The following is a 15,015-nucleotide window of genomic DNA, read 5'->3' as shown; positions in this document are numbered from 1 at the left end:
GCAATCGGGCGTTCGTGCCACGACGGCCGGTTGTAAGCGTCGAAGGCTTGTGGAACTGTCATTTCCAAGATGATTAAGCGCTGGAACAACACCACTGACGCAGTTGAAACAACCGCTTTTTACGCAGCCAATCACGCCGTAAACGGTCGTCAGAAAGGTCCAGGACCACATGTACAAACTCCAAAGCGTTGCCCCACCCAGATTTTGTACGGTACGGCAATCATCAATCCCGCCGCATTGAGATAAAGTTTATACAAGTTGTTATTGAATTTCAAATTTGGGTGTTTTCCGTCACTGGAGCGGAAACATTGATTAAAATTTGACTGGATTACGCATGGGGTGGGGGTGTTTTATTCAGGCACTTCTTGCCAAATCGCTCTTAATGGTCTGATATAAATCATGAAATTCACCCTTGAAAATGTGGCGTTCAGTATCGGGCTTTCATGTGAGTTCTGAGCTGAAAATCCAAATTGAAACCCAGTTATAGGTGTTTGCCGAGTGTCTTATGAGGTGCTTTGGTCAATGCCCTGCCTCCCGAAACCTCCCTCTCTTCAATTTAGAGTTTGCTCACCCTTTCGAAGGAACAAACCGACGTGCAAGACCCGTAACAACCGAAGTCCAGATTACCGGGATGATCAAAGAACAAGAAACCGGGCTGCCGACGGCGCAAATGCGCCGCAGGAACGGTCTCAGCCAGGAGGCGTCCAACAGGCTCAAGTCGCAGAATGGTGGCATGAAGGATGCCGATGCGGCAAAGTTACTTGCTATCACCGATGAATAAGCGCAGCTGGAGCGTTCGCTGGCGGATACGAAGTTGGACTACGTTGTACTCAAGAAACCACTGGAAAAAGTGACAACGTCAAAAATCGACGAGCAGCGGCCGTGGCCCTGCCTCTAAGTCATCCACACAAGGCCCGTCTGTATGAAAAGTAGGTCGGCAAACTGATTGAAACCCTGAATGTGCCTGAGCATCGTGCTGAGGCGGCTCATGTGGTTCGATCCCCGGTTGAGATGATTGCTATTACACCATCCGTAGGCGAAAACCGTCTGGTATCTGATCTTCACGGCGAATTGGTGGGCAGTCTTGGAATGGCCGCCAAGGCACAAGTTCATCCACAACTGACCGATTTGGCGATTACGGCACAAAAAGCCGTGATTGATGGGTTTTAAAACGAACAAAGACGTCCCGAAGGACGCCTTGCAAGTTAGTTTGGTTGCGGGAGCCCGCCTTCGCCTAATCCTCGAAACCGCACCGAACCCGACCAATTGCAATGTAATGGGCTTCACCACTTATTTAACGCCTACGATGTTTGTGGTTGGAGATATGAAGATGCCCCGAATAGCAAAAAGTCCCGCGCAAGTTCCAATGATGGTCCCGATCAACAGGTGTCGTATCAGGAGCCATCGCCGTGAACGCCGCGCTTCGGCTATCCGTTCTTCCCGGCGCTGACCGACATCTGGACAGACGGGGCGAACTGGCGTCTCGGCCACTGGCTGACAGGGCGGCTTGGTGCGGTATCGCTGGCGGCACTCGTCCGTCATCTCTGTCTGCACTCCGGAATGCCCGAGGCCCGGATCGACGTCACCGGTCTCTGGGGCGCGGTCGAGGGCTACGCCATTGGCGCGCTCGAAAGCCCGCGCACCTCGATCACAACGCTGTCGCGGCATTTCGGCTTCGACGCGGTGGAGACCGAGGGCGTTATCCGGTTTGTCATGCGCGGGCGTGCCGCCGTGGCCAGCGTGACGCACGACGATCTGGTTGCCCCGAACGCGGGGAGCGGGGCCCGCGACGGCGACGTTCTGGAACTGACCCGCGCGCAGGAAACCGAACTGCCGCAGGCGCTCAAATGGCAGGTTGCACGGGCTGACGAGGATTATGACGCCGCCCTCGTCGAGGCGCGGCGCATCACCGTGGACACGACGCGGATTGCCTCGGAGAGCTTTCCGATGGCGGTCCCGCCTGAGGAAGCTGAACGGCGCTGCCGCCGCGCGGTGATGGAAGCCTGGACCGGGAGGGAAACGGCCGCGTTTCGACTGCCGCCCTCGCGGCTGGCACTGGATCCGGCCGATGTGGTGACGCTGGCTCATGACGGGCGGAACATTCCGCTGCGGCTGGTCTCCATCGCCGATGCAGATGCACGTGGGATCGAAGCCGTTCGCCAGGACCGGGAAGCCCACGACCTGCCGCCCGGATCGCCACGACCGTCGTCGCTCTCAAAGGCCGTGGTGTTCGGTGCACCCGAGGTGGTGCTGATGGACCTGCCACAGCTGACCGAGGATCAGCCCGCACATCGGCCGCTCATCGCTGCCCATGCCGTTCCCTGGCCAGGTGAAATGGCAGTTTTTCGCAGCCCGACGACGGACGGGTTCGGTCTGCTGACCACCTTCGGCGGCCGTGCCCGGATCGGCGCGCTGGTCTCGGATTTCTACGCAGGTCCGACTTCGCGCTTCGATCTCGGCAATGAGCTGGTGGTTGAGCTGTTGACCGGAACGCTTGAGAGCGTCATGCACCTGACCCTCTTTGGCGGGGCCAATGCGCTGGCCGTGGAAAGCGCGCCCGGCGCTTGGGAGATCCTGCAGGCAGGCGCTGCCGAGTTGATCGCGCCGGGCCGTTATAGGCTGACGCGGCTCCTGCGAGGACAGCGCGGCACCGAGGGCGCGATGGGCAGTCCGGCTCCGGCAGGCGCGCGGGTCGTGGTGCTGGACGCTGCGCTGGCGTCATTGCCAATCGCCGAGGCCGATCTCGGGCTGCCGTGGAATTGGCGCATCGGCCCGGCAAGTCGCTCTGTCAGTGACGAGACCTATGTCGCCAAGAGTTTTACGCCAGTTGGTGCCGGTCTGCGGCCATTCTCTGTGGCCCATGTGGAGCAGCCCTGGCGAGGGCCGCGCACGCCCGGCGATCTGACGATCCGCTGGACGCGGCGGTCCCGGGCCCTCGCAGCCGTCAGCTGGGGCGCGGTGGAGGTGCCGCTGATCGAAGAGGTTGAAGCCTACGAGGTCGAGATCCTCGATAGCAGCACGGTGAAGCGGGTGCTGAGCGTGACCACGACAAGCGCAATCTACACCGCTGCCCAGCAGACCGCCGATTGGGGCTCGTTGCTCGGCCTCGGCGATACGCTCGACATCCGCATCTTCCAGCTCTCCGCCCTGATCGGGCGGGGTGCGGCCAAAACCGTCACGCTAACCTTCTGAAGGCCAACCCATGTCCGACAACACGACCAATCTGCTACTGCCCTACATCCTCGCGGCGCAGGCCCAGAAGCATGTCACCCACAACGAGGCCCTGCGCCTGCTCGACGGGCTCGTGCACCTTTCTGTTCGCGGCGCGGCCCGTACCGCGCCACCGCCCGACCCGAACGATGGCGACCGGTTTCTCGTCGCCCCGGGGGCAACGGACGATTGGTCCGGCTGGGACAACAGCATCGCCTATTGGGTCGATGGGGCCTGGCTTCAACTCCCACCCCGGCCCGGTTGGCGGGCGTGGGTTGAGGAGTTCGACGGATCAGCAAACTCTCCGGGGGAGAGTTTGCCCGGAGAACGGCTGCTTTTGGTCTACGATGGAACCGGCTGGGTCGGCACCACGCCCAGCGAGTTGCAGAACCTCGCGCTGCTGGGGTTGGGCACCACCGCCGATGCCGCCAACCCGTTCTCAGCCAAGCTTAACGCAGCCCTCTGGACGGCGACGACCGTCGCCGAAGGCGGGACCGGCGATCTGTTCTACACGATGAATAAGGAGAACGCCGCCGATGATCTCGGGCTCACGCTCCAGACCAATTTCGTGACGAAGGCGCTGGTGGGCATCTTCGGCTCCGACAGTTTCCGCCTCGCGGTCTCGGCTGACGGCAGCACCTTCTTCGACGGGCTGACCGTCGACAACACGAACGGCATCGTCGACCAGCCGCAGCTGCCGCGCTTCAAGGCCTGGACGAACTACGACAACTATGTAGGTGTCGGCACCTGGACGAAGATCGGCCTGAACAACACCGACTATAACGATCAGGGCTGTTTCGATTCTGGGACCAACCTCTTCACAGCACCGGTCGACGGCACCTACCTCTTCGGCGCGACGCTGCTCTACAAGATCAACGCCAGCGCGACGGCGAGGATGCGGGGGCGGCTGGTGCTGAACGGCGCAACCGAAATTCGTGGCTCCTTCGGCGAGAGCTCCGCCACCCATGTCTCGCTCGCCACCGCGATCTGGCTGCAGACCATGGTGCCGCTGACGGCGGGCGATACCGTCGAGCTGCAGGGCTATTTCAGGGTCGCGGATGGCTACTTCGCGGCCGATCACACTTCCTTCTGGGGCTGCAAGGTCGGCTGAGCAGCGGGAGATACGCACTGGCTGAGATTAAGCGGATAGATGATTGACAGCGTTGTAACGGTGCAACCGCAAGTTCCAGTGATAACAGCCGTTCGAATTCCCTAGATCGAACGGCATCTGTGCTCAGAGGGCGGAATTTGCAAAGTTTGGCCCGTTTTCCCGACAGCGGCCTTTCGTGTAGCGTGCGGCGAAAGCCGGGTGAGAGCCCTGATCGACCAATGCTGCATTGCGCATGGATGTCGGCTAACGGTGTGCGGTGTATCAAATTGACGGTCGTTTACTTGTTACACTTTGTCTAATCTCGAAGTCTTTCGGACTGGGCACCTTCTAGCTACTTCCAATAAAAAGGCCCACTTCCACCGAACTCGTCGTTTCCAACCACGTATCGATAGTAACCCTCGCTAAGGCCAAGCTGTTGCAGCTTTGCACTGATCGCTCGGTGCAGAATATCTCTATTCGCCCGGTCGAGATTCAACCAATCGCTTGTGACGTATAGAATGAAATTTTCTGGCTCTGATGGATTCTGTGTCGCCCTTACAAAAAGATCACTGAACTCACCCTGAGGATGGTATTCTGAGCTCACTTCTTGGTAGAAGACATCCGGTAAAGATGGCTCAGATGCGCTTCGCGGTCGAAAGTAGTCAATTTCAATGTTCGCATTAGCAACCACATCCCCGGAAATAGTCTCAACTTGCCCACTTAACTGATAGTTGGCTGACATGTCGGAAATGACAGCAATCTGAAAGTGGTCAAAGCTTTGTGGAGATATGATTTGAGAGAGTGGAACGCTGACTTCGTAACCTGATTTCCCCGCTACGAGACGAAGCAAATAAGTGGCCGATGGTGGCGCAGGCGCACCGGGCGGAGGATCGATGCGATTCACAGTAGTTCGATATGGTATCTTATGAGAATGTCCGGAACGCTCTTTGTAAGTAAGTTCACCCACCGCACAGACGATGGGATGAGCCAAAAGGTCAGACGGGATCGCCTCTAGAACCGAGAAATTCATTTGCTCTTCTATTTCGCCGAGCGCGAATTCAAATATACCGTCTTCAATAACAATTTGATCTTCTTGAATGCATCGCTCGTGGCTCACTATTGAGAGTCTCGTCGAGGCATCTTCCATCGGTCCCCAACCCTCATTAATGATATGTATTGAGTCGATCCTAGTAAGGAGCTCGAAAACAGGTACGGGTTTGTAGTCTATTTCGCTCGATCGTACATAGAATTTTGCCTGATCTACGAACACTTGATCTTGGGTGTCGTTTGCAATTCGAATAGCCATCTCCGGAAGGACAAATTCAAACGGAGACCACCAAAAATGAACTCCAACTACCGATTTTTCTTCCTTAAGAAAATTCAGGTACTCGAAATCTGGAAAAATATGAACAGCTTCCCCATTAACCGAAGTCGAATAAGAGACCTCAAAACTAGACAAATTTCGATCCGGCCAGCCCATGAAAACCATTTCATCGAATGAGTAGGGCATTTTGCCGTTTTGCAGGTTTACTATTTGGTCTGCTTTGACAGGGCTCGCGAACAAAAATGCAGCAAATAAAAACCTTATGAACGCCGTCGGCACATCACTCGGCACTTCCAAACCTCCCAATCACTTCTCCACTCGGATCAAAGTATGCAAGACTCAGTATGACAACTAAAACAGCGCAAAAAATGCCAAAAGCTACCAGATAGTAAAAGTTCACTTTTGATTGGAGCCATTGATCTGGGGTCAAATCGGGGGGAACACTTGCTGTGCCCATTTCCATCTGCACTGCTTGCAACCTATCCTTAGACGGCAAAGCGCGCAGATTCTTCATAAGTATGGAGTGCCTTCGAACCCGCAAAGCAATCAGGAACCAAGCTATCAGAGTAAGAATGTAAGCAATATATGCGTACCCGCTACTTGCTACTAATGGTAACGCTGACAAGAAATCTTCCATTCCAATACCTCCTCAAATCCCTAGAAGTCTTGCCAATTTGCAGAGCTGAGCCGCAAATCAGGTCATCAGACGCGCATAAATACAGATTCAAACAAGTTGAAAGGAACATCAAGTATCAACCACTACCGAATGGGAGGGGATGCACCCAAATCTACATAATTTAGCCAATCCGATTTTGAGGAAGTTCGAAAGCCGCCATTAGCGCCGTCGCAGCGAAGGTCGGCAAAGTCCGCTCTTCGGTCCTTCAGGTATCGCGCAGCTAAGGTTCGGTATGAGCCCTTAGTTCCCTTTGACGAAAAGTGCAGAATCCGTCGCGAAGGGTGGAAAGCGGACTTCCAGCGTCCCGCTATTCACAGTTCTGATGGTTTTTGGGCTCGCGTGGTTTCGGCACGAAAATGCGAAGGTGTCTTCCCGGTCCACTGCCTGAATGCTCGAGTTAGTGCTGACGGGCTCGAGAGGCCAACCCGCAATCCGATCTGCGCGATAGGTGTGTTTGTGTTCGCGACAAGCTCAACCGCGAGGTGCCGACGGGCCTCGTCTTTCATCTGACTATAGGTGACGCCTTGGGCCGACAGAATGCGCTGCATCTGGCGTGGGTGCGTGCCGCAGAATTCAGCAAAACGGTTTAGCGACAGACCCTCGACACCGATATTCGCCACAAGCAGGCTCCGAAAATAGGCAACCGTTGCACCGTCGTCGCTACCATCGCGTGCGAACTTTCCCCTCGGAGTCTCAACCACGTCCCAGCCGGGTGAAAACGGCTCCCAGAGCCATTGCGGAGGGAAAGAAATTCGCAGGCCGTTAATGTTGGACTTGATGAAAGAGCTTTTAGGCAGGAAGCCCGGTGGAAAGCCTGCATTGGTTGGCGCAGTAACGATGATGCTTTTTGGATCGAATGTATTTCCCAATCCCCGTTTGATCAGGCTTACGTAGAAGACAACGCCGATAGCATCCAGTTGTGTAGTTGGCCCTGAAACCCTCAGAGTACGCTTGACTTCGAAACTGGCGGCGTCAGCTGATGCGGAAAACAAGTAGCGCACATTGTCAACTTGCGTCGCGATTTCCACAACGATCCGGGCAAGAAAATCTCCCAAAGTCACGGCGTTTTTTGCTGCTTTCCAAATGGCTGGTGCGCCTTTGTTTGCAGCTTCAGTTGCTACCTTTGCGCCGAAATGAACATCGCCGAGGGTTTCCGCCATATCCTCCATTGCGGCGTAGCATGCGGACGCATCGACAAGCATCGTCGGAGTGGTCAGCGCGGCGTTGGGTATCTTGTGTCTAAGCAACAGAGCTTCAACATCGCCGCCCCGTTGGGCAAACACTGTGGTGAGCGGGAGCAGCACCAGCATTGCCCGTGTGAACTTTGGGTCAGACCGATTGTTCATCCGGGCTCCCGCCTTTCTGCTAAAAATTTACTTCAGGTGACAGCATTTTCGCTTGGATGGCGCGAGATGTAAATAACCAGTTCGAGAACCATGGTAGATGTCTGCGGTACCTGAGATAGAATTTCTGGCGACTGGACGGGTCGGAAGATTTGAAAATGCGAAGGAATTGAATGTGTTGAAAGCAAAGTATTTGGCTGCTTCTGCGATAGCCGCTCTATTCTCCTCAACTGTGGTCGTGCTGGCCAATGACGTTGTGATCATGGGCGGTCGGGTGATCGACCCAGAGACCGGGCTTGATGCCATTCGGAATGTTGCCATCGAAGGCGACAAGATCGTGGCCATCAGCGAATTCCCACTCGAGGGCGATGTTGTGATCGATGCCACTGGGCACGTGGTGTCGCCTGGTTTCATCGATTTGCATCATCATGGCCAGAATATAGGTGACTACCGGATGCAGGTGATTCAGGGCGTCACTACAGGACTGGAGCTTGAATCCGGGCTTTTACCCATCGGCGACTGGTATGAAACGCAGGCCACCAAGAACCTGCCAATGAACTATGGTGCGGCTGCAGGCTGGACATACAGCCGGATCGCAACCTTTTCCGATACCGATCCGCTGGCAACTGCCGCCTATTTTCAGGATGCACAGATACGTAACGACTGGAAAATGGACATCGCCGATGCGGATCAATCCGAGCACATCCTTTCACTGCTCGAGGAAGGCCTAAAGGAAGGTGCGCTTGGCATCGGCATCAACGCAGGCTACGCGCCGGGCTATGGGCAGAAGGAGTATTTCGCGCTTGCCGAACTGGCCAAGGAATACAACGTTCCAACCTTTACGCACGTTCGGTACGCCAGCAATACTGAGCCGCAAAGTTCCTTCGAGGCCGTAAAGGAACTGATCGGCAACGCCGCGATTACCGGTGCGCATATGCATCTGTGTCATATAAATTCGACCTCGCTCTCGGATATTCATGCCACTCTGGCGTTGATAGAAGAGGCGCAGGCCCAAGGCATCAGCGTAACGACAGAAGCTTATCCTTATGGTGCCGCTAACACTGTCGTCGGGGCGGCCATGTTCAGCGGCCCTGACTGGCGCGAGCGGATGGACTCGACCGCCAACAATTTCCAGCTTGGCGCGGACCGGATGTCCGAGGAGGAGTTGGCTGACTATCAGGCGAACAAGCCCGGCACCTTCATCACCTGGCACTTCCTCGATGAGAATAATCCGGAAAATCTCGCCCTGCTGGATGCCTCGGTAACACATCCTTCGGTGTTGATCGCCTCGGATTCAGTGTTCTGGTCGTACTTCGACGAAGATGGGAATGTGAAATTCTATGAAGGAGATGAATGGCCGTTGCCAGAAAAGGTGTTCGGCCATCCAAGGTCTACTGGGTCTTATACCAAAATCCTGCGCTCCTACGTACGCGAGCGTGGGCTGTTGTCGCTTTCCGAAGCAATCCGCAAGATGTCGCTGATGCCAGCCCAGACGCTGGAAGAAAGCGTGCCGCAGATGCGCAACAAGGGTCGAATTCAAGTGGGGATGGACGCCGACATTGTCGTCTTTGATCCGCTGACGGTCGCCGACCTGGCCACTTTCGCCAATGCGAACCAACTGACCCTTGGTGTGCAAACCGTGCTGGTAAACGGTGGCTTCGCAGTGCGCGACGGTGAACTGGTGCTGGACGCGCCATACGGTCGACCAATACGCAACACTGTTACGAAATGAAATTTTTTGACCTACTGGAGCATTCATCAATGAGCAGACTTAGACTTTTAACGACGACCGTTGTTGTGGGCGGTCTGGCCGTATCAGCGGCGTACGCCCAAGACTATGACCTCGTGATCAACAATGGCAGGGTTATGGACCCTGAGACGATGTTCGATGACATCGCCAATGTTGGCATCTCTGATGGGCGCATCGCAGCCATCAGCAAGCAACCGCTCTCCGGTACGGAAACCATAGATGCCACCGGTCACGTTGTGGCCCCGGGTTTCATCGATACGCATTATCACGCTGTAGATGAGTTCGCGACCAAGATGGCGCTGCGGGATGGCGTCACCACGGGGATGGATTTGGAACTTGGCGCGTTCAATGTCGGTGGGTGGTATGATGAAAAAGTCGAAACCGGATGGCAGGTGAATTATGGCACCACAGCAGGAATGATAATGGCACGGATGGCGGTTCATGATCCTGAGGCTGGACTAAGTGAACCAACTGATTATGCGCGAGCAACCCCCTATATCGCTGCGGCGGGCGCGGATGGAATTGTCGGATGGTCTGTCACCAGATCGTCCATCGACCAAATGAACGAGGTCATGCAGATTCTGGACACCGACCTGAAGGACGGAGCGATTGGGGTTGGGGTGGGGGCCGCCTATATGGCGCGCGGTCTGACCAGCTACGAGCTTTTCGCCGCACAAAGGGCGGCCGCAAACTATGGCCGCCTCACGTCCGTGCATACTCGGTATCATCTGATTCAGGATACACCGACGGAAGCGCCCATCGCCTTTGACGAGATTTTCACCAACGCGATGTTGCTCAATGCGCCACTTTTGATGGCCCACAACAATGATTACGGCTGGTGGGAAATCGAGGAAAAACTCCAGATGGCCCGCGAAAAGGGTCTCAATATGTGGTCGGAGTATTATCCTTATGCGGCTGGATCGACGCCGGTGAGTGCAGACTTCCTGCGCCCGGCGGAATGGCGGGAAAAATATGGCTACCGCTACGAAGACACGCTCTATGATCCGGTCGATGACGCCTATCTCACAGATGAGACATACGCGGCACTTCTTGAATCCAATCCGGGACGGGCTGTTGTCGTGTTCTTTCCATACCGCGAAGAATGGATGCCCTACTGGTTGACGGTTCCGCATATGACACTGGCCAGCGATGCAATGGCGGGTGTCGGCGAAGATGGTGAATTGCTGCCATGGGACGCGGAGTATTCCGACTATCGCGGTCACCCCAGAACGTCCGGCACCCGCGGGGCGACCTTCCGTATGGGCCGTGAACAAGGCGTACCACTGATGTTCACCATTGCACAGGCCAGCTACTGGGTTGCCAAACATCTGGGTGATACCGGGCTCAAATCTATGCAAGACCGTGGCAGAATGCAGGTGGGCAAAGTGGCAGACATTACCATCTTTGATCCTCTAACGATCACGGACAATTCCGGCTACAAGGTTGGCGAGCACGGCACGCCGACGACAGGTATTCCATATGTCATTGTGAACGGCACGATTGTGGTCAAGGAAAATGAAGTATTGCCCGTCAAGGCCGGTGAAGCCATACGCTTTCCGGTCGAAGCCGAGGGACGTTTCGAAGCAATCGAGGTCAACAAATGGCTGAACGAACACACGATCGGCGTAAACCCGGAATTAGTTACGATCGACGTCCATGATGACTCCGGAGCAGGAGCACTTCTGGACGGCGAAGACTAAAAAATGCTGAGGGCCCGTGTGGTTGAAATTGGGAGACTCCCCCGCCAACGACATGGGCCTTCAACCAACTATCGATGCGTGGATTTGAACCAAGACAGAAAAATCAAAGTGTTGGGCGACGAGAGTATCAGCGCGCAACGTGCCTCGGTCACTAATTATGCCTGCGCTGCGATCAATGGCTTGTAGCGGCTGTGACGACTGTGTCTTGGTATCGAATACAGTCTTTATGAACTCAAAGTCTTGCTCAGACAATGAATGGTGCATTTTCGTGAGCTTAATCGCCGCGTTGATAAACTATGCAAACGTCGGCTTTGGGCCGTTTCGCTACACTTTGGGCTTTTCACGTAATGACCGCAAAGTCCCGCACCTTACCAATTCGTGACCCGTGCGGCGAAGGTCGGGTATCGCAAAATTGCATCTTCGGCCGTGGGTTCGCTTCGGGGTTCAACAGGCTGCAGACCCCTGCACCAGTTCCATCACCAGCTCGGCAAGCTTGGGCGGGCCAAGCCTTTTGAGAATGGATTCGTTCAGTGTTTCCCAGAAATCGTGTCACTTGGCAGGAATTCCTACGAACGGTGTCCGCAAAGTGCTCGGGGTGACAGAGTGCCGCCATCGGGCAGTCGCGTTGATTTCATTGAAAATTTGTTGCGCGACTCGTCAAACGTTGACTTGGCGTTGACGTGGAATGCACACAAGCAAAAAGCCCCGCGTGATGCGAGGCCTAAGGCTTTGGTATTGTTTGGTAATTTTGGTTGCGGGAGTAGGATTTGAACCTACGACCTTCAGGTTATGAGCCTGACGAGCTACCGGGCTGCTCCATCCCGCGCCAATGTTCGTCTAACTATGTCACCGATCCAAAAGGTGCAATACCATCTTCACAAATTCTTTGAGGTTATTTTCCCTCGCGTTCATTTGCTGAATTGTACGCGTTTGACTGCGACCAGATTTCTTCCACCCATTTTGCGGGGCGTGCATATTGGCGTAGCGATTTGAGCTTGTTGCTTGATTTCAATGCGCGCTTCACATGGGCGAGCGGGGGCAGATGAGGGGTTCTGCGGTTGTACTGCCCGGCGATGGCATCCGGGGGATTCATGGCACCGGCGAAAATCACGACACGTGTTCCCTTTGGGGGGCGCGGGTCGAGGAAATAGTTGAATGGGAACCTTGGAATGCACTCAATTCTGAAATGTCGAACCCATTTCACGGGCCAGAATTTGACCCCATTGGGCGCATTCTTGGTCACAAAATGCTGCTCAAACCGATACTTGTCTGCGACCGCTTGCGGGTCGGACGCAAATTGTGCCTGCAGAGGTGCCAATGCGCCAACGGGCATCCGGTAGATTGATGTCTGGCCAAGCTTTTGCAGCGGTTTTGCTGCATTGCGCGCAAGCACCACATCGTCGGGCGATCCGAATTCAAAAAACGGATCAAGGGAGCCGGTAATCGTCACATCCAGATCAACAAAAAGAAAAGGACCCGAGAGGTCCCCCAGCACCGGCGCCCAGAGCCGCGATTTGGGCCACTGGCCAATCGTGTTTTCTGGCATGAACCCGGGCATTTCCGGCAGATCAAAGCAGTCAACCGCCGGATTAACGCCGTCGCTTGTGTCGGTAAATGCCACGAAACGAAACGGAGGCGTGATGTTGGCATCCACCATTTCATAGAGGCGGTTTATGTAGGGTGCACCATATTTGGTGCCCCAGTTGATGCAGACGATGACCTTATCCATGCCAACAGCGCTAACAGCGCACCCGTTGTTCATCAAGCCTCATTTCCTTGGGGCGGGTTCGCCCTACTCGGCAGGCTCCGTTTCCTTGCCGGGGAATGTCCGATAGACGAGGGGGGCGTCGACTTGTGCTGCATGGGTGTCCGCCTGCGCCTGCAACGCGCCGTGATGGGGCGATTTGATGCAAACGGGATCGGTCGCAGATGCATCACCGACAATGGCCAGCGCCTGACACCGGCAGCCGCCAAAATCTATGGTCTTGCGCTCGCAGCTTTGGCAGGGCTCCGCCATCCACTCGGTGCCACGATAGGCGTTGAACGCCTCTCCCTTGTACCAAATGTCACCTAGCGATTTGTCCTGCACACGATCAAAGGTGAGATGCGGGATGGATTGCGCCGCATGGCAAGGCAGAACCTGTCCATCCGGGATCACGTTGAAACCGGATGTCCCCCAGCCGCCCATGCATCGCTTGGGATAGTCTTCGTGATAATCGGCGGGCACATAGTCGATAACCAACGTGCCTGTCAGTTGCTTGCGGGCCTCTGCCACGATGCGGTTTGCCTCTTGTGCCTGCGCACGCGTGGGCATCAAGGCGTCGCGGTTTTTCAGCGCCCAGCCATGAAACTGGACGGTCGCCACTTCGATCCGGCGCGCGCCCATTTCCTGTGCCATCTCGAGCGCGCGGGGCAGCTGGTGCAGATTGCGACGGTGCAGAACGGCGTTGAGCGTCAGTGGAAAGCCGATCGCGCCGATCCATTCGGCAACCTGCATCTTGCGCTTGAAGCCACCGTTATAGCCGCCAATCTCGTCAGCCATTTCAGGGTTTGTCCCCTGCAGCGACAGTTGAACATGATCAAGCCCCGCCGCATCCAGTTCGCCGAGGCGCTTTTGCGTCAGGCCGATGCCCGAGGTGATCAGGTTTGTATAAAGACCCGCTTCGCGCGCTGCGATCACGAGTTCAGTCAGGTCACGGCGCGACGCAGGCTCCCCCCCCGACAGGTGCAGCTGCAGCACACCCAGATCTGCCGCTTCGCGGAAAACGCGCGCCCATGTTTGCGTATCAAGTTCGGCATTTTGCCGGGTTAATTCAACGGGGTTTGAGCAATAAGGACAGGACAAAGGACAGCGGTGCGTCAGCTCTGCCAGCATGGCGATCGGTGCAGGTGGTTTCATTCAGACACGTCCAGAAAGCGACGGTTGCGCAAGGCGTCCAGAAAGCCCGCACTATCCTTTTGGATTTGGTCCTGAGGCGCATCATAGCGGTCCGCCAATACGCTGGTGATTTCGCCAAAACTGCGTGTACCATCCACTTCGTTCAGGATCGCATGGCCCACCGCATCGAGAGTTATCGCACGTTCAGGCGCCAAAAGGACCCATGCATCCCGCACACGATCATGGTGCAGGCGCACGCCGCGCGGCAAGCAGGGGATATCGGTGTTCATCATTTCATGATGCCTTTTGCAGTAATAACCCGTCGCCGGGCAGCCAAGCGCCGGGTGGCACACGCGCGGGGGCAACATAGGCCCCCCAAAGCGCGTCGAGTTGCGACCAGAGCACATCTGTCTTGAAGGTCAGGGCAGCCGCCGCCGCGTCCTGTTTTTCGGCCGTATCTGCCTGATCCAGAACCCAGGCCAGACCAAAGGCCACGTCTTTTGGTGCTTCCTTCAGGCGGTTCTTGAAATAGGACAGCGAACTGTCATCTGCAAAATCGTAGTTCTTGAGCAGCCCCTGAATGCGGTTTGCATGTATCTTGGGCGCAAAGAGTTCGGTGAGCGATGCCGCGACTGCCTCGAGCAATGTTTTTTCGCGCACATAGCGCACATAGGCATCCACCGCGAACTTCGTCGCCGGCAACACGCCCTCACAAGATGCGACATAATCGGGGTCAAGGCCGACCGCCTGCGCCAGCCGCAGCCAGCGCTTGATGCCGCCCTCGTTGTCGTCCGTGCCGTCGTGATCCTCAATGCGCGAGCGCCATTGACGGCGCAGGGCAGGGTCCTCGACCCGGCTCATGAAAGCTGCATCCTTCATGGGGATTGAATGCTGGTAATAGTACCGGTTGATCACCCATGCGCGGACCTGATCAGGTGTGCAGCCGCCTCCATGCAACAGATCGTGGAACGGGTGCAGGTCGTGATATCGTTCCGCGCCAATCTGGCGAAGGCGGGCTTCGAACTCTTCTCTGGATTGGGTCAT

General features: G+C 55.9%; 11 protein-coding genes, 1 tRNA gene and 2 pseudogenes. 6 read left to right on the top strand and 8 right to left on the bottom strand.

The window, feature by feature from the left end; all coding sequences use genetic code 11:
* Positions 1-631 precede the first annotated feature (631 nt).
* From RLO149_RS23850 to RLO149_RS17950, 4 genes and pseudogenes are all read left to right on the top strand, one after another.
* Positions 632-778, top strand: a pseudogene (locus RLO149_RS23850) (IS3 family transposase); the annotation flags it as partial.
* Between the two features lie 212 nt (positions 779-990).
* A complete protein-coding gene (locus tag RLO149_RS17960; protein WP_148264398.1) occupies positions 991-1,170 on the top strand; it encodes a hypothetical protein in 180 nt (59 codons plus the stop codon).
* Positions 1,171-1,428: 258 nt separating this feature from the next.
* Positions 1,429-3,192, top strand: a pseudogene (locus RLO149_RS17955) (phage tail protein); the annotation flags it as partial.
* A 10-nt stretch (positions 3,193-3,202) separates the two neighbouring features.
* Positions 3,203-4,321, top strand: coding sequence for a DUF2793 domain-containing protein (locus tag RLO149_RS17950; RefSeq protein ID WP_013963504.1), 1,119 nt, complete (start codon positions 3,203-3,205; stop codon positions 4,319-4,321).
* Between the two features lie 331 nt (positions 4,322-4,652).
* Here RLO149_RS17950 and RLO149_RS17945 read toward each other — a convergent pair whose 3' ends face one another.
* The 3 genes from RLO149_RS17945 to RLO149_RS17935 all read right to left on the bottom strand — a co-directional run bounded on the left by RLO149_RS17945 (position 4,653) and on the right by RLO149_RS17935 (position 7,646).
* The gene (locus RLO149_RS17945; RefSeq protein WP_148264397.1) at positions 4,653-5,930 is read right to left on the bottom strand and encodes a hypothetical protein; all 1,278 of its coding nucleotides are present in this window, start codon (positions 5,928-5,930) and stop codon (positions 4,653-4,655) included.
* Positions 5,905-6,261, bottom strand: a complete 357-nt coding sequence (locus RLO149_RS17940) for a hypothetical protein (protein WP_013963502.1) — start codon at positions 6,259-6,261, stop codon at positions 5,905-5,907. The genes RLO149_RS17945 and RLO149_RS17940 overlap by 26 nt, the downstream gene beginning before the upstream one ends.
* A gap of 350 nt (positions 6,262-6,611) precedes the next feature.
* A complete protein-coding gene (locus tag RLO149_RS17935; protein ID WP_013963501.1) occupies positions 6,612-7,646 on the bottom strand; it encodes an AraC family transcriptional regulator in 1,035 nt (344 codons plus the stop codon).
* A gap of 97 nt (positions 7,647-7,743) precedes the next feature.
* Between RLO149_RS17935 and RLO149_RS17930 the strand changes: the two genes are divergently transcribed.
* Together RLO149_RS17930 and RLO149_RS17925 are read left to right on the top strand one after the other, a co-directional pair.
* Positions 7,744-9,375, top strand: a complete 1,632-nt coding sequence (locus RLO149_RS17930) for an amidohydrolase family protein (protein ID WP_083825485.1) — start codon at positions 7,744-7,746, stop codon at positions 9,373-9,375.
* 29 nt (positions 9,376-9,404) lie between these two features.
* Positions 9,405-11,093, top strand: coding sequence for an amidohydrolase family protein (locus RLO149_RS17925; protein WP_013963499.1), 1,689 nt, complete (start codon positions 9,405-9,407; stop codon positions 11,091-11,093).
* A gap of 749 nt (positions 11,094-11,842) precedes the next feature.
* Here the strand turns inward: RLO149_RS17925 and RLO149_RS17920 are convergent.
* From RLO149_RS17920 to pqqC, 5 genes are all read right to left on the bottom strand, one after another.
* Positions 11,843-11,919: transfer RNA gene (locus RLO149_RS17920), tRNA-Met, on the bottom strand.
* A 66-nt stretch (positions 11,920-11,985) separates the two neighbouring features.
* Entirely contained in the window at positions 11,986-12,822 is an 837-nt protein-coding gene (locus tag RLO149_RS17915; protein ID WP_044025734.1) for a hypothetical protein, read from the bottom strand.
* A gap of 63 nt (positions 12,823-12,885) precedes the next feature.
* Complete coding sequence (pqqE, locus tag RLO149_RS17910; protein ID WP_013963497.1) at positions 12,886-13,992, bottom strand: pyrroloquinoline quinone biosynthesis protein PqqE; 1,107 nt, start codon at positions 13,990-13,992, stop codon at positions 12,886-12,888.
* Positions 13,989-14,264: a pyrroloquinoline quinone biosynthesis peptide chaperone PqqD gene (gene pqqD / locus RLO149_RS17905; protein ID WP_013963496.1), complete on the bottom strand. Its 276-nt coding sequence runs from the start codon at positions 14,262-14,264 to the stop codon at positions 13,989-13,991. The genes pqqE and pqqD overlap by 4 nt, the downstream gene beginning before the upstream one ends.
* A gap of 1 nt (position 14,265) precedes the next feature.
* Complete coding sequence (pqqC, locus tag RLO149_RS17900; RefSeq protein WP_013963495.1) at positions 14,266-15,015, bottom strand: pyrroloquinoline-quinone synthase PqqC; 750 nt, start codon at positions 15,013-15,015, stop codon at positions 14,266-14,268.

The sequence above is a fragment of the Roseobacter litoralis Och 149 genome (assembly GCF_000154785.2).
Classification (GTDB): domain Bacteria; phylum Pseudomonadota; class Alphaproteobacteria; order Rhodobacterales; family Rhodobacteraceae; genus Roseobacter; species Roseobacter litoralis.
The sequence above is the reverse complement of the archived record's forward strand: the minus strand, read 5'-3'. Positions and strand labels throughout refer to the sequence as shown.

Excerpts from the sequence above, each read along its gene's own strand:
- RLO149_RS17950 (WP_013963504.1), top strand. The coding sequence starts at position 3,203 with ATGTCCGACAACACGACCAATCTGCTACTGCCCTACATCCTCGCGGCG.
- RLO149_RS17940 (WP_013963502.1), bottom strand. The coding sequence starts at position 6,261 with ATGGAAGATTTCTTGTCAGCGTTACCATTAGTAGCAAGTAGCGGGTAC.
- RLO149_RS17935 (WP_013963501.1), bottom strand. The coding sequence starts at position 7,646 with ATGAACAATCGGTCTGACCCAAAGTTCACACGGGCAATGCTGGTGCTG.
- RLO149_RS17930 (WP_083825485.1), top strand. The coding sequence starts at position 7,744 with ATGTCTGCGGTACCTGAGATAGAATTTCTGGCGACTGGACGGGTCGGA.
- RLO149_RS17925 (WP_013963499.1), top strand. The coding sequence starts at position 9,405 with ATGAGCAGACTTAGACTTTTAACGACGACCGTTGTTGTGGGCGGTCTG.
- RLO149_RS17915 (WP_044025734.1), bottom strand. The coding sequence starts at position 12,822 with ATGGATAAGGTCATCGTCTGCATCAACTGGGGCACCAAATATGGTGCA.
- pqqE (WP_013963497.1), bottom strand. The coding sequence starts at position 13,992 with ATGAAACCACCTGCACCGATCGCCATGCTGGCAGAGCTGACGCACCGC.
- pqqD (WP_013963496.1), bottom strand. The coding sequence starts at position 14,264 with ATGATGAACACCGATATCCCCTGCTTGCCGCGCGGCGTGCGCCTGCAC.
- pqqC (WP_013963495.1), bottom strand. The coding sequence starts at position 15,015 with ATGACCCAATCCAGAGAAGAGTTCGAAGCCCGCCTTCGCCAGATTGGC.